The organism is Dehalogenimonas alkenigignens (assembly GCF_001466665.1).
GTDB classification, from domain to species: Bacteria; Chloroflexota; Dehalococcoidia; order Dehalococcoidales; family Dehalococcoidaceae; genus Dehalogenimonas; species Dehalogenimonas alkenigignens.
This window is the reverse complement of sequence record NZ_KQ758903.1, coordinates 1,483,248-1,505,672: the sequence shown is the minus strand read 5'-3', so window position 1 is coordinate 1,505,672 and position 22,425 is coordinate 1,483,248. Positions and strand designations below refer to the sequence as shown.

The following is a 22,425-nucleotide window of genomic DNA, read 5'->3' as shown; positions in this document are numbered from 1 at the left end:
ATGGCTGATTGGCAGATAATCGGGCAAAAGAATGTAGCCGCCTTTTTGGCGAAAAGCCTCGAAAAAGGGGTACTGTGCCACGCTTATCTGCTTACCGCTCCCGAGCATTCCGGCAAGACTGCGCTGGCTTTGAAACTGGCCCAAGCCCTTAACTGCACTGGGGACAACTCCCCGTGCGGCGGTTGCGAATCTTGCCGCCGTATAACCGCCGGTATTCACGCCGATGTCCGGTTGATCAGTGTTCAAGCCGCAGACGAGGACGGTAAAAACAGGGTAGAATTATCCATCGAACAGGTTCGAGAGATAAATCATGCCGTTTCACTGCCGCCTTTTGAAGGCAAATTTCGGGTGATTATTATTGATGAAGCCGAACGTTTGTCCACCGGGGCTGCTAATGCGTTGTTAAAAACGCTGGAAGAACCGCCGCCCGGGGTGGTTTTCATCCTGACGACTGTCAGAGAGAATCAACTGCCTGAGACGATTCGGTCACGTTGTATGAAGCTCAGGCTGGCGGCGGCGCCGCGCCGGGAAATAGTCCGGTTTCTTGAGCATGGCCTGGGGTTTCCGGCGGAACGCGCCGATTTACTGGCGCGCCTCAGCCAGGGCAGGGCAGGCTGGGCCATTACCGCCGCCCGAGACGAAGGACTGCAATTGGAAAGGCGCGACAATCTTCTGAAGCTTACCGATGCTCTCGGCTCGGGATTCGACTTCCGGTTCGAACTGGCAGATAAACTGTCCCAGCGTTTCGGTAAGACTCGTACCGAAATATATCGTCTCCTGGATCAATGGCTCAGCTTCTGCCGGGATATCCTGCTGGTAAAACTTGACATAAAAGAAGAAGTTATTAATACTGATTATGAGATAATTACTGCGGAACTGGCAAGCCGGATCACCGCCGCGGAGGCGCAGCGTCTGATCGGGTCCTTGAATGCCACGCGGCGCCATCTGGAACAAAACGCCTCGCCCCGCCTTGCCCTTGAGGTGTTGATGCTGAACTTGCCGGTGATAAAAGGGAGTACCAATAGAATTGGCTAATGTCGTAGATATTCGTTTAAAACGGGCGGGTAAGCTGTATCAATTCGACCCGGGGGATTTTGACCTTCAAGCAGGGGTTAATGTGGTTGTCGAAACCGCCCATGGTCCGGAAATAGGGCGGGTGGTAAATCCGGTCCGGGAAATGGCCGACGATCAACTCGAGTCGCCTTTAAAACCGGTGATAAGGTTAGCTACTGCTGAAGATATTGAACGCCGTCACAAGACGTGTTTCGCCGAGTCTCAGACGCTTGCTGATTGCGAGGAGTTGGTAGCGAAGCTCGGTTTGCCGATGAAATGCCTGGCGGCGGAATACAATCTCGATGAGAGTCACCTGACAGTATTCTTCAGCTCGGAAGGCCGTGTTGATTTTAGGGAATTGGTCCGCGAACTCGGCCGAAAACTCCACGTTCGAGTCGAATTGCGCCAGGTCGGTCCGCGGGACGAAACAAAGCTGCTCGGAGGTTACGGTCGTTGCGGCCGTGAGTTGTGCTGCGCCAGTTTCTTGACTGATTTTGCCCCGGTATCAATTAAAATGGCCAAAGAACAGAACCTGCCGCTGAATCCGGTCAAGATCTCCGGCGTCTGCGGCCGGCTGCTCTGCTGCCTGGGTCATGAATATGAAGTCTACAAGGAACTAAACGAAGAGCGCGCCCGTTGTTGCGCTGCAGCGGCAGCGGTCGAACCCGCGCTTCAATCTATCAGGCCTGTTTCTCCGGAACCGGCGGATAGGATTTCAGTGGCGCCGATCACCGAAGCCGATGACCAGACGCCGGCCGATGGAATAAAGGCGGAAGCGGCCGGAGTAGCCCATCGCAGACGGAGAAAAAGGCGCAGATAATCGTTGAAGGACGCCGCGGCGTCCTTCTTTATATCATATGGTTTAGAGTTAAGCCGGCAGGTACTTCTGCCAAATGTGCATCCGCTCCTGGTACCGGTGTGAGACGACAACCAGCGGCCTGCCTTCCGGCATACCGGGTTTTTTAAGCAGTTTCATGTTTGCCTGCTCAGGGGTTCGACCAGCCTTGTGGCGGTTGCATGGCACGCAGGCGGCTACCAAATTTTCCCACGAGTGGCGCCCGCCCTGGAAACGGGGGATGACGTGGTCGATGGTCAGAGGCTGGGCTTTTTTACCGCAGTACTGGCAGGAAAAATCATCGCGGTGGAAAATTTCCCACCGCGTGAGTTTGTGCCGGGGGCGCGGACGTCTCACGTGATGCTGCAGCCGGATGACCGAAGGCATGGGAATGGAGAGTCGGACGGTGTGGAGCAGGCCGAGGCCGTCTTCCAGCATTTCCGCTTTGCCCTGATAGCATAAGAGGATAGCGCGCCTAACCTGGCAGACGTGGATGGGCTCGTAATTCTGGTTCAGCACCAGCACCGGGTGATTGAGCATTTCAGCCTTATCTCCCTAGTGGTGCCATTTTAGAGATAAAAGGCGGACGGCGCAAGTTTCCCGGCAAAGGGCAATTTACCCTCAGCTACACCTGTTTACCGCCCGAGCCTTACTTTTTGAATTGGCGGGATGGCCGTGGCGCCGGCCTTCTTGCTTTGGCGTGGGAAGCGTCGCCGCGGTAATCGGGCGCGGTGATGTTGAAGACCATGCTGAACTGGTGGTCGATGAAGCGCGAAGAAATGGCCGGTTCGATTTCGTCGAGAGACGCCCGTGTCGTCACCACGGTGGGCAGCCGGGCGTTGTAGCGATAGGAAATCACCTGATAAAGCTTCTCCTGGGCCCAGGGCGTAGTCGCCTGTTCGCCGAAGTCATCAAGCACCAGGAAAGGCGTCGTCTTGACCCGATCAAAAAGCTCATCGTAAGAAACTTTGGCATCGGGACTGAAAGCCGACCGTAAATGGTCAAGGAATTCCGGTACGACGACAAAGAGAGCGGTTTGCCCTCCCTGGTACCTGAAGTTCACGATTGCCGATGCCAGGTGAGTCTTTCCGCAGCCGGTGACGCCCTGAAGGATGAGCCAGCCTTCGGGCGCCCGGGCGAAATCATGGGCTACCTGGTAGGCGCGGGCAAGGTTATCCCTATCTTCGGGAGGCAGATTAAGGCGGTCCCGATCGAAAGACAGAAAGTTCATCGTGCGCTGTAAATCCAGCCCCGGAGGCCAATCCATGTCGGCGCCGCCGGTCGCCAGGTTCAACACTTTAGCCAGGCGCGGATCCGACAAACGGTTCTTCAGCCGGTCGTCCAAATTATCCATGGGCAGTGCCGTCGCGATGACCGTCGGCAGTTCATGGTTGAAACGGTAGGTGATCAGTTGATCCATTTTCTCGCGCGCCCAGGCGGTGTCGGACTGGACGCCCAGGTCGTCAATCACCAGGAGAGGTGTGTTTTTTATCATTTCAAAAGTGTCGGGAAACGGATTATCGGCGTTCGAGGCAAAGCCGGCCTTAAGGTCGTCCAGCAGATCGGGCGCCGAGCGGTAGAGTACGGCGTGACCGGCGTCGATGCGGCGGTTGGTGATCGCCGCCGCTAGATGGGTCTTGCCGGCGCCGGATGGTCCGGTCAGGACCAGAAATCCGACAGGAGATTCAGCAAAAGTCAGCGCCGCGTGGTAAGCTGACTTGAACCCGGCGCGGTTTTGCGGTGAACCATGCCGGCCTTCCGGCAGCAGATTATCGAAAGTCAGCGACCGCAGGGTTCCAAGGCGGGAATACTCAGCCAGCCGCCTGACTTTCTCGGCGTCGGCGGCGGAGTCAACGCACCGGCAGGGCACGGTGAGGGAATAATCCGGTTTGCCATCCGCGTTCCGGGCGTACACGAAGCGCGCGCCGCGGCACCCCGGGCAATCGCTGGGCGTTTCACCGGGGTGGGAATCAGCGCCGGACAAATTTCCCGTATTTGCCTTTGGTGTATTTGTCAGGGTCTTTTTGAGGATTTCCGAAATATGTTCCATCGTTCCTGCCGCCTGCGGCCCAGTTTTCCAGTATTTTGCTGATGTATCGCCAGTTGCGCTTGTTAAGACTGGCGGCCTCTTTGACTGCGTCCTTCACCCAGGATTCAGGGTAGAGTTTCAACGCTTCCTTGAGTTCTTCGGCAATGATGGGTGTCAGAAGGCCGATATTCTGTTCATACAAGCTGAAAATATCCGGCAGTTCGGGTGATGACACAAACTTGACAGGTTCGTTTGGCGTGATGCTCCCGAGTTTAATCCTGCCTGCAATAATCTCCTGGACAGCTTCGCGGTTCCGCCCGTCATTCAAAAAATACAGGGCTACCGGTTTACCTTTTTCGACCACCGCCAGCTTGATGGTGGTACCTCTGGCCGCCGTCTCGCTTAATGCCTGGTCCGCGGCGGCTTCATCCAACCCGGAGTTCAGATCAGCGATCTCGGCCGCGGTGACATACGGCGGGAAGCCCTTTTTTTGATAAAGCACCCTGAAGAACAGCAGGGAGGCTTTGAGTTCCTCGAGACTGCTGATAAGCGGCAGCGCTTGTGCCAGGAAGGGTTTCGGCACGGCGGTGAATTCGAATTTATCGGGGAAGCCCTCGAAAGTTTTCATTTTGATTTGTACAGGTCGCTTGTTACCATGGTCAGGCAATCTCAGCAATGGACTGCAGATTTTCGAATTTGGTCAGCGCGTGCCGGAAACGCACTTTAATCGTTCCGGTGGGACCGTTGCGGTGTTTGGCGATGATGATGTCGGCGATCTCCCGCGGATACTCCTTGTCGGGGTAGGTAGCGGCCCACTCCTCCTCTTTGAAATAGACCTCCTCGCGGTAAATGAATATCACGATATCGGCGTCCTGTTCGATTGAGCCGCTTTCACGCAAGTCCGAGAGCTTTGGTTCGTGTGACGACCGCCATTCGACAGCCCGTGACAGTTGGGAAAGCGCCACCACCGGCACGTTGAGTTCCCGGGCGATTCCCTTTAAGGCGCGGGAAATATAACTGATCTCCTGGACCCGGTTGTCACCCTTGCCGCTGCCTGAGTCTCCCTGCAGCAATTGGAGATAGTCAACGATTATCAGGTCGATGCCGTATTCAAAATGCAGGCGTCGGGCTTTGGAGCGCAGGTCGGCGATCCGCAATTGCGGCGAGTCATCGATGTAGATAGGCGCCTCGGACAGAATCCCGATGGCGTGCATGATCCGGTTTTCGTCATCGGGAGAGGACAATCCCGGGGTAAAGTGCCTGACATTGATTCCGGCTTCACTGGACAGCAGCCTTTGTACCAGTGAATCAGAAGACATCTCCAGAGAGAAGACGGCGACGCAAGCGTGGTGGTCGACCGCGGCATTGCGGGCGATGTTCAAGCCCAATGAAGTTTTGCCCATGCTCGGGCGTCCGGCGACAATGATCAGATCGCCCCGCTTCAAGCCGCCGATGTAGTCATTCAGACCATAAAAGCCCGTCGGTACGCTCTCAAGGTGCTGCGCCGTTTGAGGCGGTTCCAGGTAGCGGTCGAGGATACTTTTGATGTGAATGAAATCGACGGAGGCGCGTTCGTTGCGCAAATTGTAAAGCAGGGTCTCAGCCTTTGAGATCACCGCGCCCGGGCTGGGGTCGGCGGAGTAACCCAATTCGGTGATCTTGATGCCGGCGCTGATCAGGAGGCGCGATACGGACAGGTTATAGATGATGCGGCCGTAGTGTTCCGCATCCAGCGAAGTTGGTACCGTGGTGAGCAGATGCGCCAGGTAGGCCGCCCCGCCGACCTTCTCCAGATTGCGTTGGCGGTCCAGTTCGCGGGCAACGGTGATCTGATCAATCGCTTCGCCGCGGTGGTACAGCTCCAGGGCGGCTTCATAAACGCAGCGTCCCGTTTCGCTGTAAAAATCCGCCGGCCGAAGAAAAGCGGCAAGCTCATAAATGACTTTCCCGTCGATCAGAAGCGAACCGTTAACGGCTTCTTCAGCGGCCAGGTCGTGAGGCGGCAACCGTGATTCAACCAAGGGCGCTAACTCCCTTGCGGTACAACTTTAACTTTGAGCACCGGGGTCAGCGCCCCGGAAAGTTTCACAGTCACCTTATAGTCGCCCAGGGAGCGGATGGGCTCAGCCAACTCAATCTTACGCTTGTCAAGTTCATATCCGGCCGCCCGTTGTACCGCTGTGGCGATATCCGCCGAGGTGACCGATCCGTAGAGCCTGTCCCCGGCTCCGGTTTTACCGGCTACGACCACCTGCAGCCCGTCAAGCAGTTTAGCGGCGGCGGCAAGTTCGGCTTCAATCCTGGCCTGTTTCTTCTGCTCAGCATCCAGTTTGGCTTGAGTCGAAGATCTGGCTTCGTGGGTGGCGGCGGCAGCCAACCCGGTTTTCAACAGGTAGTTTCGGGCATAGCCGTCCGGCACATCTTTAATCTGACCGGTTTTCCCAATATTCGGCACGTCTTTAAGGAGAACTACTCTCATCGATATCCTTCCGGTTGAGTTTCCGTTTCAGGGTTTGGCGTTTTCGGAGATAAATTTCTGGGCGTAGAGGGCGGCCGTCGCTCCGTCGCCGGCTGCGGTGACCACCTGGCGGACGGAGTTGGCTCTGACGTCGCCGGCGGCATAAATCCCGGGGACGTTCGTCTCCATTTTATCATTGGTGAGAACAGCGCCGTACTGGTCGATATTTATGAGGTTCTGAAGGTAACCTGTGTTGGGAATCAGGCCGACGGCGATGAACACGCCTTGGGCGGGCAGAGCTGATTCAGCTCCGGTCTGGACGTTTTTCAGTTTGAGCCGTTCAACCGAATCCTTCCCTTCGATGGCTGTAACTTCGGTATTCCAGATAAACTCGATTTTAGGATCGGAGAAGGCTTTTTCCTGGAGCACCTTGGTGGCGCGCATGGAGTCCCGCCGGTGAATGACGTAAACCTTTGAGGCAAAATGGGATATATGGGTCGCCTCATTCAGGGCGCCGTTGCCGCCGCCGACCACCGCCACAGCCTTCTCCCGGAAGAACGGCCCGTCGCAGGTTGCGCAAAAGGAAACACCCCTGCCGGTTAACTCGGTTTCCCCCGGGACGCCCAGCTTTCTTCGCTCGGAGCCGCCGGCGATGATGACGGCCGGGGCGGCGTAATCCCTGATGGGTGTGGTGACGATCTTTTCTCCGCCGTCAACCCGTATGCCGGTGACGCTGGTTTGAGCGTGCTCGGCGCCGAATTTGGTGGCCTGCTCGTACATTTTCTGGCCCAGATCGTAACCGTGGACAGCCTCGGTGAAACCGGGATAGTTTTCAATCTCCCAGGCTTCCGCCATGCGCCCGCCGATGGCTGAACCCTCAATGATCAGTGTCTTGAGTTTGGCCCTGGCGGTGTAGAGACCGGCTGAAAGACCGGCCGGTCCGCCGCCGATAATAATGATGTCATACCGTGACGGCGCTGACATTATCCTTGACCTCCTCGGCGATAAGCTGGGGTATACGCTGTTCCACCGTCCTTTTGGCCATCAGGATGGCGTTCTTGATTGCCTTAGCCCGTGACCGGCCGTGAGAAACGATGATTGTTCCTTTGACTCCGAGCAGGCAGGCGCCGCCGACCTCACGGAAGTCCATGCCTTTGACCATGTGACCGATGCCGACATCAGCCAGCAGGGCTCTGCCGCGAAGGTGAGAAGCCGAGTTTACCGCCTGGCTGACCTGGCGTATCTTGATGATGGAATCGCCCAGACCTTCGAAGGCTTTGATCAGGACGTTGCCGGTGAAGCCGTCGGTGACGATGACATCGGCCCGGTGGTGCACCAGGTCGTGACCTTCAACGTTGCCGATGAATTTCAGTCCCGGGGTCGTTTTCAGCAGCTGATGGGTCTCGATGACCAGTTTGTTGCCTTTGGTTTCTTCCTCTCCGACGCTCATCAGGGCAATGCGCGGGGATTCGATGCCGATGACGTTTTTGGCATAGATATTACCCAGCCGGGCAAATTCTACAAGATGCTGGGGGCGGCAGTCTGAGTTGGCGCCGGCGTCCAGCAGCAGTGCGGGGGCGTGAGGTACCAGCTTGATGATGCTGGCCAGGGCGGGCCGTTCGATACCCTCGATCTTTCCGAGCAGCAAGTAGGCGGCACATAACATCGCGCCGGTGGAGCCGGCTGAAACAAAAGCGTCAGCCTTTCCCTCTTTAACCATCATCGTACCCACCGCGATGGAAGATTTGGGCTTGTTCCTCAAGGCTTCAACCGGATGCTCGTTGAACTCGATAGTCTGAGGAGCATGCGCGATGGAAATATTCAACTTCTTGAGGTGTCTCCCGGCCTGGACATGCAATACCGGGCGCTTGCCGACCAGAATAATCTCTATACCCTTATCTTTGAGTTCCTGGGCAGCCTTGATGACGCCTTTGACTATTTCGTACGGGGCAAAATCACCACCGGAGGCATCTACAGCTATCCGCATACACTTCCCTTCCCTTGTCAACACTCGTGGGGTCGCCGGCCTTGTTCAAGACCGGTTCTTATTATGCTCCAACTGCCGCTTTAAGAGCAAGGCAGCTCCTAACGCGCCGGACAGCTCCGGCACCCCCGGCACGATGATTTCACAGCCCAGCCGTTCGCCAAAAGCCCTTACCATGCCGGCGTTCCTGGCCACTCCCCCCTGAAAAATGACAGGCGGTTCGATATTCCGGTTGCGACCGGCATCGGCCAGGAAATTGCGTGCCAGGGCCAGGCACAGCCCGTAGATGATATCGGGGACCGGCGCTCCGGTCTGCTGCGCGTGAATCAGGTCTGACTCGGCGAAGACGGTGCAGCGGCCGGCAACCTTGATCGGCGACGTGCTTTCCAGCGCTTTGGCGGCGAATTCTTCAATGGACAGGCCCAACCGCCGCGCCTGGTGCTCCAAAAAGCTGCCGGTGCCCGCGGCGCAGACGGTGTTCATGGCAAAGTCCTGCACCAGTCCATCTTTCAAGGCGATGAATTTGGAGTCCTGGCCGCCGATCTCGATGATGGTACGGGCGTCCGGCACCAGGTGGGCGGCGGCCAGAGCCTGGCAGGTGATTTCGTTCTTGATGGTGGTCGCGTCCAGCATTTGGCCGACCAACTCGCGGGCGCTGCCGGTGACGCCTAGGCCGAAAATCTCGCCCTCGATCTTTGATTTCACCTCGGCGAGGACCAGCTCGGAAGCCGCCAGCGGGTCGCCGGCCGTGGGTTTGTACGCCGAAGCGAAGATTTTACCATCAGGCGAAAGGGCGGTGGCTTTGGTGGAGATGGAGCCGGCATCGAGTCCCAGATAGACACCCATGTAATTTCTATATGATCTATTGTTTATTTGAGGGCCTTCTCAAACTCGGACCTGACCTTGGCCAGCGTCTCCGGGTTGGAGAAGAGGTCGGCGGCGGTCATAGCCATGCCGGCGGCGGCGTCCAGCATGCCTTTGATGCCCTCGTCCGATGCGGTGTAAGTGGCGAATTCCCGAGTATGGCCGGAAACGCCCCTGGGGGCGATGGCCAGGAAGCCGTGGAGCGACGGCGCGACGCAGGAAACATTGCCCATATCGGTAGAGCCGAAGGCGTGGGAGCTGTCATCGAGTTCAATGTCGCGGCCGAGGCTTCTGATGTTGTCGACAAAGAGACCGGCCAGGGTCAGGTTGGGCAGTAGCGGTTCGTAGGCGTGTTCGTCCCAGTGGTAGGAAAGCTCGGCGCCGGTCGCCAGCGCCCCGGCGCGGAAGCAGTTTAACACCTTTTCCTTTAATTCCTCTAGGTACTTCATGGTCATGGCACGCACTAGGAAGGTGCCCGCGGCGTGCCCCGGCACCACGTTGGCTGCCTTGCCGCCGTCGGTGATGATGCCGTGGAGGCGGGCGGAGGGCTCGATATGCTGCCGCAGAGCCGTCACTCCGTTATAACCGATGATCATGGCATCCAGGGCGTTAATACCTTGCTCCGGGTGGGCGGCGGCGTGAGACTCCCGGCCGAAGAACTCGACATAAAGCGTGACTACGGCAAGCGCCCGGGTAATGGCCGTCGAATCCGAGCCGGGGTGCACCAGCATGGCGGCGTCCAGGCCGTTGAAGATACCCTTCTTGACCATGGGGATCTTGCCGCCGTAAAGCTCCTCGGCGGGGGTGCCGATCATGACCACGGTGCCGCCGAATTTGTCGGCGAGGGTTTTGGCGGCGACGGCGGCGCCGACCGAAGCGGTGGCGATGAGGTTATGGCCGCAGGCGTGGCCGACCTCCGGCAGGGCGTCATACTCGCCGACGAAGGCGATGACCGGCGAACCTTTGCCGAAGGTGGCTTTCCAGGCCGTCGGCAGATCGGCGATGCCCATCTCGACAGCAAAGCCGTTCTGCTTGAGGTGGCCGGTAAGCCATGCGGCGGCCTGCTTCTCCTTGAAGCCCGGTTCCGGGTTGGCGTGGATGTCCAGGGCGATCTTTTTAAGGGCGGCGGCCTGGGTGGCGACGGAGTCTTTAATGCTGTGTTTGAGTGCGGCGAGGTCGTTTTTCATGGGTCTGATTATAGCCCAAGCTGAGGCGGGTGGCTATGATTTGGAGTATGTAACATTACCCGACCATCTCCACATGATCTGGAACCTGCCGGAGAACGATTCCGATTATTCGATCCGATGGAAGATGATCAAGTCAAACTTAAACCGACGGTATGCCGTTCCTATCGTTGCCGCAATGAGATTCAAAGTCAATGAAGGTAAAGAGGAGAAAGGAATTGGGCAGAGGCCGGTTTGGGAGCATGCTATCCGTGACCAGGCGGATGTTAACTGCCATTGCGATTACATTCACTGCAACCCGGTGAAACACGTTTTAATAACTTACACCACACTTTGGCGCGATAGTGGTATAATAAAATACATTGAGAACGGTTTGTATCCACCGAATGGTGACAATCAATGGATAAACAATTTCCGGACGTGAACCTTGAATGAGGGTGGGTTTCGCTTCGCTCCACCCACCCTCCAGGGACTGCCCGACCAATACGCTAACAAAATTGATGTGGGTTTCTTTAAAGGTATGTACGAGGTGCACATCAGATGGGTTTAATTGCAGCTTTCATAGGGATTGTCGCAATTGGAATCGTAATCCTATTCCGTGCCAAACGATGGCGTGAATATCTGGATGTGAGCTTCATCTATTTCGGGGTTTTCGCTTTGACGGGTCTCTGGATCGGATTTGGAGACAGATTTGGTTTGGGAAGCATTATTTTGCTCCTAATAGGGATTACAGGTTTGATAATAACAGCATTGGTTAAGAAAATGGCGTAAATACGGATCCCAAGGCAACCTATGGATAAAGACGTAGAAATTTCGGCTGCACTTATACTGTGTGGCGTCTTAATTGCCGGTGGAAGTATCTGATGGTTGGAACTGAATTTTCGTTGCATATTAAGGTTGTATATTTGCTGTGTTTCCGGCATCTTGATCATTATCTATGGAATTCGCCTTTATTTAAGAAATAAAAACAGCGCTAAATATATTTCTGTGTGACAATTATCTTCTCGGACTGTTTGTTATTAGAATCTTTCTCAACAAACAGGTTCCTGCCCGTAAACGCGTCCATACTCGTATAGTACATCAAGCTTAAAAACGTTGAGAGTGCTAGCCGGAAGACCTGGACCTGCTCCTGGTTCACTTTGAGGTTCTTGGCGACAAAGGTTTTCAACTCGCGCATGTCCGCGGCGGTGCAGCCAGGGTGAGTAGGTATTTCTTACGGGCGACGGGGGCGTCGCTTGGCAACCATTCTATTCGTTTCGGTGCGCTGTGTCCGTTTACCAAGAGTTTTATCCTCAGCGGGTTCAATAATGATGTCCTTCTGGAGGTTTTTCAGCTGCGGTTCTTTCTCAACGAATATCGGCTTGCCGGTAAAAGGGTTTATGCCGGTGTAATACATCAGGCTGGAATAAGTGGAGGGGGCCGGCAGGAAAATCTGGACCTGCTCCGGGTTCAGGTGGAGGTTTCTGTCGGCAAAGCTCTTTAGGTGCTTCATGTCCGCGGCGGTGCAGCCGGGATGGGCGGCGATCAGGTAGTAGGTTAAAAACTGCTTTTTGCCGGCATTGGCGCTGAGTTTGTCGAAAAACGATTTGAACTTGAGCGTGGAAGCGGCGGGCGGCTTGCCCATGAGCCTTAACACGCTGTCCTCGGAGTGCTCTGGGGCCACCTTCATCTGGCCGGAGATATGGTGGCCGACGACCTCTTTCAAATATGGCTCGCCGTGCTGGCGGTCGGCCAGCACCAGGTCCGGCCGGACGCCGGAAGCGACGAAGACCTTTTTGATGCCCTCAATCTTGCGCAGCTTTTTGAGCAGCGACACTTGCCTGGAATGATCCACTTCCAGCGACGGGCAGACCTCCGGGTAAAGGCAGCGCTTGGCGGGGCAGGCGCCGCGCTCCAGTTTCTGACCGCACTCGAAGCCGTACATGTTGGCCGTGGGGCCGCCGACGTCCCGGATGAAGCCGGTGAAGTCCGGGTATTTGGTCAATTCCCGGGCTTCGGCCAGGATCGATTGCTCACTACGCCACTGGACAGTGCGGCCTTCATGGACGGCGATGGCGCAGAAGTTACACTCGCCGTAGCAGCCGCGGTGGGAAAGAATCGAGAACTTGATCGTTTCCAGGGCTTTCACTTTACCCAGCGTTTCGTAATAGGGATGCTGGGCGCGCTCGAAACCCAGGCCGAAGACGGCGTCGAGTTCTAATTGGCTCATCGAGGGCTGCGGCGGGTTCTGCACCAGGTAGCGGTTGCCGTGTTTCTGGTACAGGCCGCGGGCGGTGATGGGGTCGTTGTTTTGGTAAAAGGCGTAGAACATTTCGGTGAAGGCTTCCTTGTCCTCCTCGACGAGGTCAAGTGGCGGCAGTTCAAGGTAGTTCTTCCTCACCGCTGCCGTGTCGGCCTCGCCGGCGATGTAGCACAGGCCGCGGATTTGCCGCACATCGCCGACTTGGTTGAGGGTTCGGGCTAGTTCAACCGTCGCTTTTTCAGCCATGCCGTAGAGCAGGTAATCGGCTTTGGCATCGAAGAGGATCGAGCCGCGGACCCGGTCGTCCCAGTAGTCGTAATGAGCCACCCGCCGCAGCGAGGCTTCCAGCCCGCCGAGGACGATTGGTGCGGTGTTCTTGAAATGCTGCCGGATGAGGTTGGTGTAGACGATGGCGGCGCGGTCGGGGCGGCGGGTGTTCCGGCCGCCGGGGGTGTAGTCGTCGCTTCTCCGTTTTTTCTTGAGCGAGGTGTAGTTGGCGATCATGCTGTCGATGCAGCCGCCGGAGACGCCCCAGAACAGCCGCGGCTCGCCTAGGCGGGTGATGTCCGCGGCTGAATGGGTATCGGGCTGGGCGATGACGCCGACGCGAAAGCCGGCCCTGGCCAGCATCTTGCCGATGACGGCGATACCGATAAACGGGCTGTCGATATAGCTGTCGCCGGTGACCAGAATGACATCGAGCCTGTCCCAACCCAGGGCGTCGAGTTCTTGTTTGGTGGTCGGCAGGAACATCAGAGACCGTGCTTCAGGCGCCGCTCTGTTTCGCGGCGCTCTCCAGTGTCCAGATCGCTTTATTGACGGTAACCATCACCGCGTAATTGCAGTGTTCCATCGGTTGAATTGTTTTATGGCCGGCCTCCGTTACACCAAGCGGCCAGACGCGGCAAGTGCTCGGGCGGTCGGCGTAAATGACGCAGCGGCCGTTTTTTGGATTCCACCAGCCGCAGGGATGCGCCTTTTTGATCAACCATTCTTTGCCATCAAAAGTAAACAGGTCTTCGCGCTTCTGCTTAAGTTTACGGCTGATGCGCAGGGTATCTTCCTCGTCGACAACGATCCGCTTCGTTTGAGAACAACACCAGCCGCAGCCGGTGCATGACTCCTTGAGCCGCTTCATCAGGCCTCTGGAATCGGGCCCGATGATGTCGATGACGCTGATCAGGTCGATAATTTCTTCAGGCTGCAGCTTGTGAGCCGGCGGGTAAATTTCGAGCAGCGCCGCGCCGACCCGGGCAACATACTTTTTGTATTTTTCCCCAAATTGGCCGCTGAAGTGTCCTGCCGCCAGACCGCGGGCGACAGCCAGATCGGCATCGGACACGCCCAAAGCTTCAAAATAATTCGGCATCTCTCAACCTTGCAGCCCGATTCTGTGTAACCAATGTCACTTCATTGATGCTGTACATCATGTAGTATAATACAATATCCAATGCAGGAGTGAACGATGCCTATTTACGAGTATTCATGCAAGTCTTGCGCCAAGAAATTTGAGTTGCTCCGCCGCCTGTCCGATACCGCGGCGGTAACCTGCCCAAAATGCGGCTCCTATGAAGTTGAACGTAAGATATCAAATTTCAGTTGCGGCATCGGGGGCGGTGCTGGCAGTTACGGCGGAGCCGGTTGCGGACCGTCCCCAAGAGTTTCATCTTGAGGGTAGCTCCCGGGTCCGGTTCGGATCCGAAAAACTGAAAAACTTCTTGCCTGGACAGGATTGTCTGTCCGGGTCTGGTTTGTTAAAATACGCGGAAAAAAGGGACTCGAATGCCGCTATACGAATACCGCTGCGAAAAATGTAAAAAGAAGTTTGAACTCCTTCGTAAGGTCACTGACACGTCACCTGTGACCTGCCCCAACTGCGGCGACACCGAAATTAAAAAGAAGGCTTCTACCTTCGTCACTACGGGGAAGGCGCCGCGCAAGATGCCCTGGGAGTTATCCTAGCAGCATAAGGCCCCGACAGGCTCTGCTGTCTGATAAATCCTCTTTCAGGAGGTTCCAGTGCCGCTCTACGACTATGTTTGCCAGAAATGTAAAAACAAATTTGAAATGCTTAGGAAGTTTTCGGATTCCAGTCCCGTTGCCTGCCCGAAATGCGCCTCAACTGAGGTAACCCGCAAACCCGCAACCTTCATCACCGGCGGTGATAAGCACAAGCACCATCCTCATTGGCCTTTTGAGCGGGGATAACCAATCACGATGCCGTTGAAAAAGCCTTCGAGTTTTTCGAAGGCTTTTTGCTTTTTATAACGCCTCTTTTTCCGAGGCTTCCACCGCTTTGCGCAGTTCGGCGTTAAGCATCGGCGGCAGGCCCTCAATATCCACTTTCAAGAATCCGCGAATGATGGCTGCGGTGGCTTCGTCACGGGTCAAGCCGCGGGCCATCAGGTATTCCACCTCGTCTTCGGCGATCTTACCCACCGCCGCCTCGTGGGACAGGTCGACGTTGGGTACCGTAGCCTTGAGTTCCGGGATGGCGTGGATAGAGCCGTTATCTTTAAGAATCAGGCCGCGGCATTCCAGATGCCCCTTGATGTCGGGCGCGTTGCCCTCCATGTAGCCGCGCGAAACGATCTCGCCGCCGGCGGTGATCGCCCGGGCGATCATCTCGGTGCGGGCACCCGGAGCGTTGAGAAAGGCTCGGGAACCCAGGTCCATATGCGAGCCGGGAGTGGCCACCATGATGGAGTTGAAGCGCACCGTGGCGTTCTTGCCGACGCATCGGGCGATCGGCGATGCCTGGATGGAGTGCACCGGCTTCATGATAACGTAGTTGGACAGGAACAACCCATCCTCTTCGATGATCGCTCCGGTGCGCGGCCGCACTTCGGTCTCCGGCGACCAGGTGTGAATCATGGAAAACGTTATCTTGGCGCCCTTTTTAATGTAGAACTCGGAGACGCCCAGGTGCAGACCCATCTCCTGGCGGTGGGCTACGGCGCAGCCGGTGATGATATGCAGCTCCGAGCCTTCCTCGGCGATGATGATGTTGTGAACATCCTGGACCGCTTTGCCGGCTTCCAGGTAGAGGCAGGCCTGGACGGGGTAATCGGTCTTCACCCCCGGCAGAGCGCGGATAAAATAGCCGTCGGCGCCGTGGAGTTCGACATGGGCGGTATACTTGTCGGCGTCCACCGCCACCGCCTTCCACCAATAGTCTTTGAGCCAGTCGTACTTCTCCCAGGCGGCGGAGATGCTCATGACCTCGATGCCTTCCTGGGCGGCGTGGAAGTGCACCGGCGTGTTGTCCATCTGGACGAAGGTGCCGGAGCGGCCGGTCCGGTCGTCAAGCATGATGCCGGACTCCAGCATGCGGCTTTTATCTTGTTCGGAGATGGTCTCCGGGCTGTCCAGGTAATCTTTTTCGCCCCTGACCGGCACCTTGAACCCGTCTAGGTCGATATCCGGCCCGGCGGCGGCTTTTTTAGCGGCGGCAGCCCGGGCGCGTTCGGAGAAATCAGGAGCCTTTACCTTTTGCAGATCTGACATGAGGCGCACTCTCCATAACCTTTGATTTTGATGGTCTCCAGAATTTCATGGGGGTCGCCCTCGCAGATGATGCGGCCTTCGAACATGACATAACCAGTGCGGGCATTGACATATTCAAGAATATGGCCGGTATGGGAGATGATCAGTCCGCTGCGGGTGCGGTTGCGCATCGGGTGGGTTTTTTCCAGCAGGTCGTTGATCAGGTCGCCGATAAGCGCGATGTTTTCCAGGTCAACCCCGGACTCCGGTTCGTCCAGGAGTACCAGATCGGGGCTCTGAGCCAGGAGTTGCAGCAGTTCGGAACGCTTGGTCTCGCCGCCGGAAAAGCCGTAGTTGATGTCCCGGTCCAGGAAATCGGTCATATTAGCCCTTTCCGCCAGGCGCGACAGCGTGTCGCCGTCCTCGCGGCCTCGGAAGCAGGCGGTAACCATATCCCGCGTCTTGACGCCGCGGACAATCGGCGGCCGCTGGAAGGAAAGACCTATGCCGACGCGCGCCCGCTCGTCCAGGGTGGCATCGGTTACGTCCTGCCCCTCAAAGATGATCTGGCCGCCGGTAATTTTGTATTTCGGGAAGCCCATGATGGTCATGAGCAGGGTAGTCTTGCCGCTGCCGTTGGGACCGTAGATAACATGAGTCTCGCCGGCTTTGATTGACAGGCTGATGCCATGGAGGATTTCTTTGCCCTCGACCGCTACCTTGAGGTTCTTAATTTCCAATAATTTATCGCTGTCCATTGACTACCTCCCGGATGATATATCTATTATCGGTTACCATTCCGCGGGGGTCAAATAAGAGAACCGCCGCAGGCTGGCTGGTATGCTATAATGGCGCGTTTTCAGATTAGAGGCGGCATTGACCAAAACAAAAATCGCCAATTTGATTTCCGACGGGCTCAATCCCCCGGCAGCGGGATTGATTATCCTCGGTTTAGTTGCTTCGGAGGCCGCTGGTTCGGCGGTTGAAGCATTGAAATGGTTTATTGCGGTGACCGGTCTGTGCTTCATGCCGCCGCTGCTCATCGCCGTTTATCTGGTGAGAACGGGACGCATGGACGCCCTGTTCTCAAACCGGCGGCACCAGCGCCACCGGATCTACGTCGTCGGGCTTTTCTTCAACGTCCTGGGAACCTTCATCCTGACCTGGTTGAATGCCCCGCAGCTCTTAACCGCCGCCCTGATCGCCGGTCTGGCATCCATAGTAAGTTTCGCTTTCATCAATCTTTGGTGGAAAATTTCAGTGCACGCGTCAACGGTTGCGGCACTGGTGACGGTGTTGCATATTCTCTACGGCGCTTGGGCGGTTCCTTCTTTGTCGCTCATCCCTTTGATGGGTTGGGCCCGGGTGCATCTCGGGCAGCATACTGCCGCCCAGGTGGCCGTCGGTTCCGCTCTGTCTTCGTTAATCGTTCTCATCGTTTTTACCCGGTACGGCGGCATTTAACGTAAGGCGTCAACGCTTGACCGGGCAATTCCAAACCGATACAATAACAAGCGTTGTTCGCGCCGGGGTAGCTCAGTTGGTAGAGCAGCGGACTGAAAATCCGCGTGTCCCCAGTTCAAGTCTGGGCCTCGGCACCACCCCCTGATCTTTAACAACATTCGGCTTTTTGCCGGAGTGGCGGAATGGTAGACGCGGCAGTCTCAAAAACTGCTAGGGGGCAACTCCTGTGTCGGTTCGAGTCCGACCTTCGGCACCAGCTTTTAGCTGATGAAAAGCCTTGCCGAGTTGTGTAGTGGTAGCACAGAGGACTTTGGATCCTTTTGCCCAGGTTCGAATCCTGGCTCGGCAGCCACACCCACACTCCCGAGTAGCTCAGTGGTAGAGCGGTCGGCTGTTAACCGATTGGCCGAAGGTTCGAATCCTTCCTCGGGAGCCAATTTTTTACACCATTTTGCCTCCGGTTCGGCTCTGCTAAGATATGGCTATGCCGAATCTCGATGCCTCCGTGCCACCTGCCTCTGACTCGAAAAAGATCCTCGGCGTACGCCCCAATGTCTTCTATCTTGGCCTGACCAGTTTTTTCACCGACATCTCGTCCGAGATGATCTTTACCCTGGTGCCGCTGTTCCTGGCCAACGTCCTCGGCGTGGCCCCGTCCGTAATCGGCCTGGTCGGCGGCGTGTCGGATTCTACCGAAGCCCTGGTCAAGATTTATTCCGGCCGGCTGGCCGACAGGCTGCGCCGCTACAAGGCGCTGTCGATAGCCGGCTACGGGCTGTCGACGCTGGGCAAACCGTTCATGTACCTGGCCGGGCACTGGACCGCCGTGCTGGGCATCCGCTTCGCAGACCGGCTGGGCAAAGGGTTGCGCACCTCTCCGCGGGACGCCCTCATCGCCGTCTCGATCGAACCAAAAGAACGCGGGCGCAGTTTCGGCCTTCATAAAGCCATGGACTCGGCCGGGGCTTTCCTCGGCCTGTTCATCGCCGCGACGGTCATCTACCTGACCCAGCGCGGCAGTGTCGATCTGACCCAGGACACTTTCCGCCTGCTGGTTGTCATCGGCGTCATCCCGGCCGTCATCTCGGTCGTCATCTTGGCCGCCATGGTCAAGGATCCTCAGCGGGCGGCAAGGGTCGAGGTCGAAAAGACCGGCCTCCGCGATACGGTCAATGGCATGAGCCGGGACTTCAAGCTGTTCCTGCTGGTGCTCGGCATCTTCACCCTGGGCAATTCGTCGAGCTTCTTCGCCATCCTCCGGGCGCAAAATCTCGGCAATTCCGTCCTCGATGTCACCCTGATGCTGGTTGTCTTCAACATCACCTATATGCTGGCGGCGACGCCGGCCGGCGTTCTGTCAGACCGGCTGGGCCGCAGAACCCTGATGATGATCGGCTGGGGCATCTACGCCGCCGCCTATCTGGGATTCGCCGCCGCCGGCGCCAGCTGGCATATCTGGCTGCTGTTCGCCGTCTTTGGCGTCTATTACGGCATCGTGGAGGGGGTGGCTAAGGCTTTCGTCGCCGACCTGGTGCCGCCGGAGAAGCGGGGTACCGCCTTCGGTCTGTACCACGGCGTGCTGGGCCTGCTGCTGCTGCCTGCCAGCCTCATCGCCGGTTTCTTGTGGCAGGAGGTTTCACCCGCCAGCCCGTTCTTCTTCGGCGCGGCGCTGGCGTTCCTGGCGATGCTCGGATTGAGGGTGCTGGTCAAGCCGGCTAGGCCAGCATGACGTTGTCGATTAACCGCGTCCGCCCGATACGGACAGCCAGCGACACGAGCACCGGACTGGTGACGAAGGTCAGTTCCTCGAGACTTCGGGCGTCGGCCACCGAAACATAATCGACGCGGGCTAGCGGTTCAGCCAAGATCAGTTCTGTCATCCGTTGCCGGACGATTTCGGCGTCCTTCTCTCCGCCGTTGATCAGTTCCTGAGCCAGCTTCAATGACCGGTAGAGCACCGTGGCGGCGCTGCGCTCGGCCGGATTCAGATAGGTATTGCGGCTGCTCATGGCCAGGCCGTCGCTTTCCCTCACCGTGGGCAAGACCTTGATTTCGACCGGCACGTCAAGGTCGGCGACCATCTTCCTGATGACCGCCGTCTGCTGGGCGTCCTTCTGTCCGAAGTAGGCTCGCTGCGGCTGGATCAAGTTGAACAGTTTGAGGACGACGGTGGCTACTCCGCGGAAGTGGCCGGGCCGCGCGGAACCCTCCAGCCTGTCGGCGATTTTTCCGGGCACGACGAAAATATCGGTGCCGGGGGGATACATTTCCCCGGCACCGGGTAAAAAAACGGCGTCGGCGCCGCTGTTTTCAAGCAGCTTTAGATCCAGGTCGGTGTCCCGGGGATAGGCGCCGAAATCTTCGTCCGGTCCAAACTGGGTGGGATTGACAAAGATGCTGACAACAGTATGCTCGCACTCGGCCTTCGACCGGCGTACCAGGGACAGGTGGCCCTCATGAAGGAAACCCATGGTCGGCACCAGACCGACGCTCCCCGCCAATTGTTTCCGGTAATCCCTTATCGCGCCGATCGACCTAAGTACTTTCATCTTCCCGCCGCAGGTCTTCGATGACCGCCTCATTCATGTCGAAACCCTGTTCGGCGGCCGGAAAAACCCCGCTCTTCACGTCGCTGGCGTAGGTCGTCACCGCTTCGGCGATGTCGGCGGCCAGCCTGGCGTAGCGGCCGGCGTGTTTGGGTACGAAGTCGGTGAACAGGCCCAGCAGGTCGGAGATGACCTGCACCTGGCCGTCGCAGCCGGGCCCGGCGCCGATGCCGATGGTGGGTATATTGATTCTCGAAGTGATATAGGCCGAAAGCTCGGACGGCATCGTTTCCAGGACGACGGCGAAGGCTCCGGCGGCTTCCAGAGCCCGGGCGTCGGCCAGCAGCCTCCTGGCCGCCTCCGGCGTCCGGCCTTGTACTTTGTAGCCGGAGAGCTGGTTGACCGACTGCGGAGTGAGGCCGATATGACCCATCACCGGCATGCCGCAGTCGACCAGTTTTTTAACCTTGTCGGCTACGGTGATGCCGCCTTCGAGTTTGACCGCCTGGGCTCCGGCCTCCTGGATGAAGCGGGCGGCGTTGCGCAGTGTCTCTTCGATGGTGATGTGGTAGGTCATGAACGGCATGTCGCCCACTACCATGGCTTTACTGGAGCCCCGGACGACGGCTTTGGTGTGATGGATCATATCGTCCATGGTCACCGGTATAGTCGATTCATATCCGAGGACCACGGTGCCCAGGGAGTCCCCGACCAGTATGATCGGGATGCCGGCGGCGTCGACGATTTTCGCCGTCGAATAGTCGTAGGCGGTGAGCATGGCGAACTTTTCGCCCCTGGCTTTGTAGTCCCTGACCTGCTGGACGGTGGTTCTCATCTGAGGCTCCTTCGTCATTTCCCGCGAAAGCCGGAATCCATCGGGGACCTTAAAAGGAAATCGCGCCGATAGCCTGTTTTACCGAGGTAATCCGGTTTTTTTCGTCGACGTAGACCAGTTTCGGCATGTGGCTGGGAAGCTGGTCTTCAGCCACCTGTTCATAGGTCAGAATGATGACCAAATCCCCTTTACAGGCGCAGCGGGCGGCGGCGCCGTTGAGGCCTATCTCGCCTGAGCCCGCCTCGCCTTCGATAGCATAGGTGGCGAACCGGGCGCCGTTGTTCAAATTGAGCACCTGCACCTGCTCGAACGGCAGGATATCGGCGGCTTTCAAGAGGTCGCGGTCGATGGTGATGCTGCCCTCGTATTCCAGGTCGCAGCGGGTGACCCGTGCCCGGTGCAGCTTGCTCTTCAGCATCGTTCTCATAGTCTCTTCTCCAGCAATGCTCTGAGTTCGGTGGCTTGTCCCTCATCTATGCCGCCTTTGGCGGCGGCGATGGGTATGGTTTCCAGTCCGAGTTCCCGATAAATATCCAACGTCTGCGGGGCATTTTCGACGAGCGCCTCGAGGTGAAGTTTAATGGTGGCCGTGTCGCCGCGGGCGATCGGCCCGGTGAGGCATTCCGGTATGCCGATATTCTCGATGTTATCCAGCGTGCCGCGGATGAGGGGTACCAGGGCTCTGGCGGCCTGTTCCCGGTTGGCGAAGCCCAGCCACAGCCCGGAGGCCAGGGCGACGAGAGTCACCAGGTAGTTGGAAGCCATGACCGCCGACGCATGGTACAAAACCCGGTCGGCGCCTGAAAGCTCCACGCTGCGGCCGCCCAGCCGCGAAGCCATCTGACGAAGCAGCGCCTTCAACGGCTCCTCGGCTTCGATGGCGAAGGTGATGCCGGGCAGAATCTCCGCCTCGGCGCGGGAGCCGATGGCCTGCAGCGGGTGAAATACGCCTGTGATCGCTCCCTGCACTCTTAGCGGCTCGAGGGCATCAAGCGGCGTCGCCGCGGAGACGTGGCAGGCCATCATCCCGGGCCGGGCCGTAAGCGCCGCGGCTGTCCCGGCGATGGCCGCGTCGGGAACGGCGATGAACACCACATCGGCCGCCTCGCAGATGCCTTGCGGCTTGTCGAAGGCGATGGCTGAAGGCAGCCGGTCAGCCAGTTTGTAGGCTGAAGCCGGACTGCGGCTGGCGACGGCGGCCACAGTGTAGCCAGCCCGCGACAGGCCCATGGCCAGGGCGGTGCCCGCCTTTCCGGCGCCGATGATGCCGATCTTTAAACCGCTGCCCGTCATAAAAACGCCGATGCCTCCCCGGCAAAAGCAGGGAAGGCATTTCCTCCCGGGCTATTGCCGTCTCGTTCCTTCAAAAGAAGGATACAAGCGGACTGTTTATATTATTATTATATCCCAGGAGTACCTGCGAGGTAAAACCAGAGAGCAGAAAA

26 protein-coding genes and 4 tRNA genes are annotated in these 22,425 nt (G+C 57.6%); 13 read left to right on the top strand and 17 right to left on the bottom strand.

Features of this window, described 5'->3' with window-relative positions:
- Both DEALK_RS07890 and DEALK_RS07885 read left to right on the top strand, forming a co-directional pair.
- Nucleotides 1–1,035, top strand: a complete 1,035-nt coding sequence (locus DEALK_RS07890) for a DNA polymerase III subunit (RefSeq protein ID WP_065128858.1) — start codon at nucleotides 1–3, stop codon at nucleotides 1,033–1,035.
- Entirely contained in the window at nucleotides 1,028–1,873 is an 846-nt protein-coding gene (locus DEALK_RS07885; protein WP_083496413.1) for a PSP1 domain-containing protein, read from the top strand. Before DEALK_RS07890 ends, DEALK_RS07885 begins: the two co-directional genes overlap by 8 nt.
- A 48-nt stretch (nucleotides 1,874–1,921) precedes the next feature.
- Here DEALK_RS07885 and DEALK_RS07880 read toward each other — a convergent pair whose 3' ends face one another.
- The 9 genes from DEALK_RS07880 to DEALK_RS07840 form a co-directional block, all read right to left on the bottom strand.
- On the bottom strand, nucleotides 1,922–2,428 hold the full coding sequence (locus tag DEALK_RS07880; protein WP_058439686.1) for an HNH endonuclease: 507 nt from the start codon (nucleotides 2,426–2,428) through the stop codon (nucleotides 1,922–1,924).
- A 109-nt stretch (nucleotides 2,429–2,537) separates the two neighbouring features.
- Complete coding sequence (locus tag DEALK_RS07875) at nucleotides 2,538–3,938, bottom strand: ATP-binding protein (RefSeq protein ID WP_058439685.1); 1,401 nt, start codon at nucleotides 3,936–3,938, stop codon at nucleotides 2,538–2,540.
- Nucleotides 3,859–4,545: a DnaD domain-containing protein gene (locus DEALK_RS07870; protein ID WP_058439684.1), complete on the bottom strand. Its 687-nt coding sequence runs from the start codon at nucleotides 4,543–4,545 to the stop codon at nucleotides 3,859–3,861. The genes DEALK_RS07875 and DEALK_RS07870 overlap by 80 nt, the downstream gene beginning before the upstream one ends.
- A 31-nt stretch (nucleotides 4,546–4,576) precedes the next feature.
- A complete protein-coding gene (gene dnaB / locus DEALK_RS07865) occupies nucleotides 4,577–5,938 on the bottom strand; it encodes a replicative DNA helicase (RefSeq protein WP_058439683.1) in 1,362 nt (453 codons plus the stop codon).
- 5 nt (nucleotides 5,939–5,943) lie between these two features.
- Nucleotides 5,944–6,396, bottom strand: coding sequence for a 50S ribosomal protein L9 (gene rplI / locus DEALK_RS07860; RefSeq protein WP_058439682.1), 453 nt, complete (start codon nucleotides 6,394–6,396; stop codon nucleotides 5,944–5,946).
- A 27-nt stretch (nucleotides 6,397–6,423) separates the two neighbouring features.
- A complete protein-coding gene (gene trxB / locus DEALK_RS07855) occupies nucleotides 6,424–7,359 on the bottom strand; it encodes a thioredoxin-disulfide reductase (RefSeq protein WP_058439681.1) in 936 nt (311 codons plus the stop codon).
- Nucleotides 7,337–8,362, bottom strand: a complete 1,026-nt coding sequence (gene plsX, locus DEALK_RS07850) for a phosphate acyltransferase PlsX (protein WP_058439680.1) — start codon at nucleotides 8,360–8,362, stop codon at nucleotides 7,337–7,339. Before plsX ends, trxB begins: the two co-directional genes overlap by 23 nt.
- Nucleotides 8,363–8,407: 45 nt before the next feature.
- Complete coding sequence (locus DEALK_RS07845) at nucleotides 8,408–9,205, bottom strand: acyl-CoA dehydratase activase (protein ID WP_058439679.1); 798 nt, start codon at nucleotides 9,203–9,205, stop codon at nucleotides 8,408–8,410.
- Between the two features lie 23 nt (nucleotides 9,206–9,228).
- Entirely contained in the window at nucleotides 9,229–10,410 is a 1,182-nt protein-coding gene (locus tag DEALK_RS07840) for a M20 family metallopeptidase (protein WP_058439678.1), read from the bottom strand.
- Between DEALK_RS07840 and DEALK_RS07835 the strand changes: the two genes are divergently transcribed.
- Nucleotides 10,409–10,831 carry an REP-associated tyrosine transposase gene (locus DEALK_RS07835; RefSeq protein WP_058439677.1) on the top strand — a complete coding sequence of 141 codons (423 nt, stop codon included), beginning with the start codon at nucleotides 10,409–10,411 and terminating at the stop codon, nucleotides 10,829–10,831. The two genes, DEALK_RS07840 and DEALK_RS07835, sit on opposite strands and share 2 nt — an antisense overlap.
- A 116-nt stretch (nucleotides 10,832–10,947) precedes the next feature.
- Entirely contained in the window at nucleotides 10,948–11,178 is a 231-nt protein-coding gene (locus DEALK_RS10160; RefSeq protein ID WP_058439676.1) for a hypothetical protein, read from the top strand.
- Nucleotides 11,179–11,620: 442 nt separating this feature from the next.
- Here the strand turns inward: DEALK_RS10160 and DEALK_RS07820 are convergent, their stop codons facing one another.
- The gene (locus tag DEALK_RS07820; protein ID WP_058439674.1) at nucleotides 11,621–13,402 is read right to left on the bottom strand and encodes a YgiQ family radical SAM protein; all 1,782 of its coding nucleotides are present in this window, start codon (nucleotides 13,400–13,402) and stop codon (nucleotides 11,621–11,623) included.
- Nucleotides 13,403–13,415: 13 nt separating this feature from the next.
- Nucleotides 13,416–14,018 (bottom strand): YkgJ family cysteine cluster protein, encoded by a 603-nt coding sequence (locus DEALK_RS07815; RefSeq protein WP_058439673.1) that lies wholly within the window; start codon nucleotides 14,016–14,018, stop codon nucleotides 13,416–13,418.
- Between the two features lie 96 nt (nucleotides 14,019–14,114).
- On the opposite strand from DEALK_RS07815, the gene DEALK_RS07810 reads away from it, so the two are divergent.
- The 3 genes from DEALK_RS07810 to DEALK_RS07800 all read left to right on the top strand — a co-directional run bounded on the left by DEALK_RS07810 (nucleotide 14,115) and on the right by DEALK_RS07800 (nucleotide 14,857).
- Nucleotides 14,115–14,321, top strand: a complete 207-nt coding sequence (locus DEALK_RS07810; protein WP_058439672.1) for an FmdB family zinc ribbon protein — start codon at nucleotides 14,115–14,117, stop codon at nucleotides 14,319–14,321.
- 110 nt (nucleotides 14,322–14,431) lie between these two features.
- The gene (locus DEALK_RS07805) at nucleotides 14,432–14,611 is read left to right on the top strand and encodes an FmdB family zinc ribbon protein (RefSeq protein WP_058439671.1); all 180 of its coding nucleotides are present in this window, start codon (nucleotides 14,432–14,434) and stop codon (nucleotides 14,609–14,611) included.
- Between the two features lie 57 nt (nucleotides 14,612–14,668).
- Nucleotides 14,669–14,857 (top strand): FmdB family zinc ribbon protein, encoded by a 189-nt coding sequence (locus DEALK_RS07800; RefSeq protein ID WP_058439670.1) that lies wholly within the window; start codon nucleotides 14,669–14,671, stop codon nucleotides 14,855–14,857.
- 54 nt (nucleotides 14,858–14,911) lie between these two features.
- Here the strand turns inward: DEALK_RS07800 and DEALK_RS07795 are convergent, their stop codons facing one another.
- On the bottom strand, nucleotides 14,912–16,156 hold the full coding sequence (locus DEALK_RS07795) for a SufB/SufD family protein (RefSeq protein ID WP_058439669.1): 1,245 nt from the start codon (nucleotides 16,154–16,156) through the stop codon (nucleotides 14,912–14,914).
- On the bottom strand, nucleotides 16,135–16,893 hold the full coding sequence (locus tag DEALK_RS07790; protein ID WP_058439668.1) for an ABC transporter ATP-binding protein: 759 nt from the start codon (nucleotides 16,891–16,893) through the stop codon (nucleotides 16,135–16,137). Before DEALK_RS07790 ends, DEALK_RS07795 begins: the two co-directional genes overlap by 22 nt.
- Before the next feature lie 118 nt (nucleotides 16,894–17,011).
- Between DEALK_RS07790 and DEALK_RS07785 the strand changes: the two genes are divergently transcribed.
- The 6 genes from DEALK_RS07785 to DEALK_RS07760 all read left to right on the top strand — a co-directional run bounded on the left by DEALK_RS07785 (nucleotide 17,012) and on the right by DEALK_RS07760 (nucleotide 19,328).
- The gene (locus DEALK_RS07785; RefSeq protein ID WP_058439667.1) at nucleotides 17,012–17,599 is read left to right on the top strand and encodes a hypothetical protein; all 588 of its coding nucleotides are present in this window, start codon (nucleotides 17,012–17,014) and stop codon (nucleotides 17,597–17,599) included.
- Between the two features lie 61 nt (nucleotides 17,600–17,660).
- Nucleotides 17,661–17,736: transfer RNA gene (locus DEALK_RS07780), tRNA-Phe, on the top strand.
- A 31-nt stretch (nucleotides 17,737–17,767) separates the two neighbouring features.
- Nucleotides 17,768–17,855 (top strand) — tRNA-Leu (locus tag DEALK_RS07775).
- 22 nt (nucleotides 17,856–17,877) lie between these two features.
- Nucleotides 17,878–17,951, top strand: a tRNA-Gln gene (locus DEALK_RS07770).
- 9 nt (nucleotides 17,952–17,960) lie between these two features.
- A tRNA-Asn gene (locus tag DEALK_RS07765) sits at nucleotides 17,961–18,035 on the top strand.
- Between the two features lie 48 nt (nucleotides 18,036–18,083).
- Nucleotides 18,084–19,328 (top strand): MFS transporter, encoded by a 1,245-nt coding sequence (locus DEALK_RS07760; protein WP_058440102.1) that lies wholly within the window; start codon nucleotides 18,084–18,086, stop codon nucleotides 19,326–19,328.
- Here the strand turns inward: DEALK_RS07760 and panC are convergent.
- Genes panC through DEALK_RS07740 form a run of 4 tightly spaced genes read right to left on the bottom strand, consistent with a single transcriptional unit; the run spans nucleotide 19,315 to nucleotide 22,273 of the window.
- A complete protein-coding gene (gene panC / locus DEALK_RS07755) occupies nucleotides 19,315–20,148 on the bottom strand; it encodes a pantoate--beta-alanine ligase (protein ID WP_058439666.1) in 834 nt (277 codons plus the stop codon). The genes DEALK_RS07760 and panC overlap by 14 nt on opposite strands.
- On the bottom strand, nucleotides 20,135–20,980 hold the full coding sequence (panB, locus tag DEALK_RS07750; protein ID WP_058439665.1) for a 3-methyl-2-oxobutanoate hydroxymethyltransferase: 846 nt from the start codon (nucleotides 20,978–20,980) through the stop codon (nucleotides 20,135–20,137). Before panB ends, panC begins: the two co-directional genes overlap by 14 nt.
- A 49-nt stretch (nucleotides 20,981–21,029) precedes the next feature.
- Nucleotides 21,030–21,407: an aspartate 1-decarboxylase gene (gene panD, locus DEALK_RS07745; RefSeq protein ID WP_058439664.1), complete on the bottom strand. Its 378-nt coding sequence runs from the start codon at nucleotides 21,405–21,407 to the stop codon at nucleotides 21,030–21,032.
- On the bottom strand, nucleotides 21,404–22,273 hold the full coding sequence (locus DEALK_RS07740; RefSeq protein WP_058439663.1) for a Rossmann-like and DUF2520 domain-containing protein: 870 nt from the start codon (nucleotides 22,271–22,273) through the stop codon (nucleotides 21,404–21,406). The genes panD and DEALK_RS07740 overlap by 4 nt, the downstream gene beginning before the upstream one ends.
- Nucleotides 22,274–22,425: the final 152 nt, after the last annotated feature.

Coding starts and splice junctions, on each gene's coding strand:
- DEALK_RS07810 (WP_058439672.1), top strand. CDS start 14,115: ATGCCTATTTACGAGTATTCATGCAAGTCTTGCGCCAAGAAATTTGAG.
- DEALK_RS07815 (WP_058439673.1), bottom strand. CDS start 14,018: ATGCCGAATTATTTTGAAGCTTTGGGCGTGTCCGATGCCGATCTGGCT.
- rplI (WP_058439682.1), bottom strand. CDS start 6,396: ATGAGAGTAGTTCTCCTTAAAGACGTGCCGAATATTGGGAAAACCGGT.
- DEALK_RS10160 (WP_058439676.1), top strand. CDS start 10,948: ATGGGTTTAATTGCAGCTTTCATAGGGATTGTCGCAATTGGAATCGTA.
- DEALK_RS07870 (WP_058439684.1), bottom strand. CDS start 4,545: ATGAAAACTTTCGAGGGCTTCCCCGATAAATTCGAATTCACCGCCGTG.
- panB (WP_058439665.1), bottom strand. CDS start 20,980: ATGAGAACCACCGTCCAGCAGGTCAGGGACTACAAAGCCAGGGGCGAA.
- DEALK_RS07795 (WP_058439669.1), bottom strand. CDS start 16,156: ATGTCAGATCTGCAAAAGGTAAAGGCTCCTGATTTCTCCGAACGCGCC.
- DEALK_RS07875 (WP_058439685.1), bottom strand. CDS start 3,938: ATGGAACATATTTCGGAAATCCTCAAAAAGACCCTGACAAATACACCA.
- DEALK_RS07805 (WP_058439671.1), top strand. CDS start 14,432: ATGCCGCTATACGAATACCGCTGCGAAAAATGTAAAAAGAAGTTTGAA.
- panC (WP_058439666.1), bottom strand. CDS start 20,148: ATGAAAGTACTTAGGTCGATCGGCGCGATAAGGGATTACCGGAAACAA.
- trxB (WP_058439681.1), bottom strand. CDS start 7,359: ATGTCAGCGCCGTCACGGTATGACATCATTATTATCGGCGGCGGACCG.
- DEALK_RS07845 (WP_058439679.1), bottom strand. CDS start 9,205: ATGGGTGTCTATCTGGGACTCGATGCCGGCTCCATCTCCACCAAAGCC.
- DEALK_RS07790 (WP_058439668.1), bottom strand. CDS start 16,893: ATGGACAGCGATAAATTATTGGAAATTAAGAACCTCAAGGTAGCGGTC.
- DEALK_RS07760 (WP_058440102.1), top strand. CDS start 18,084: ATGCCGAATCTCGATGCCTCCGTGCCACCTGCCTCTGACTCGAAAAAG.
- panD (WP_058439664.1), bottom strand. CDS start 21,407: ATGAGAACGATGCTGAAGAGCAAGCTGCACCGGGCACGGGTCACCCGC.
- DEALK_RS07820 (WP_058439674.1), bottom strand. CDS start 13,402: ATGTTCCTGCCGACCACCAAACAAGAACTCGACGCCCTGGGTTGGGAC.
- DEALK_RS07890 (WP_065128858.1), top strand. CDS start 1: ATGGCTGATTGGCAGATAATCGGGCAAAAGAATGTAGCCGCCTTTTTG.
- DEALK_RS07740 (WP_058439663.1), bottom strand. CDS start 22,273: ATGACGGGCAGCGGTTTAAAGATCGGCATCATCGGCGCCGGAAAGGCG.
- DEALK_RS07840 (WP_058439678.1), bottom strand. CDS start 10,410: ATGAAAAACGACCTCGCCGCACTCAAACACAGCATTAAAGACTCCGTC.
- plsX (WP_058439680.1), bottom strand. CDS start 8,362: ATGCGGATAGCTGTAGATGCCTCCGGTGGTGATTTTGCCCCGTACGAA.
- DEALK_RS07880 (WP_058439686.1), bottom strand. CDS start 2,428: ATGCTCAATCACCCGGTGCTGGTGCTGAACCAGAATTACGAGCCCATC.
- DEALK_RS07835 (WP_058439677.1), top strand. CDS start 10,409: ATGGGTCTGATTATAGCCCAAGCTGAGGCGGGTGGCTATGATTTGGAG.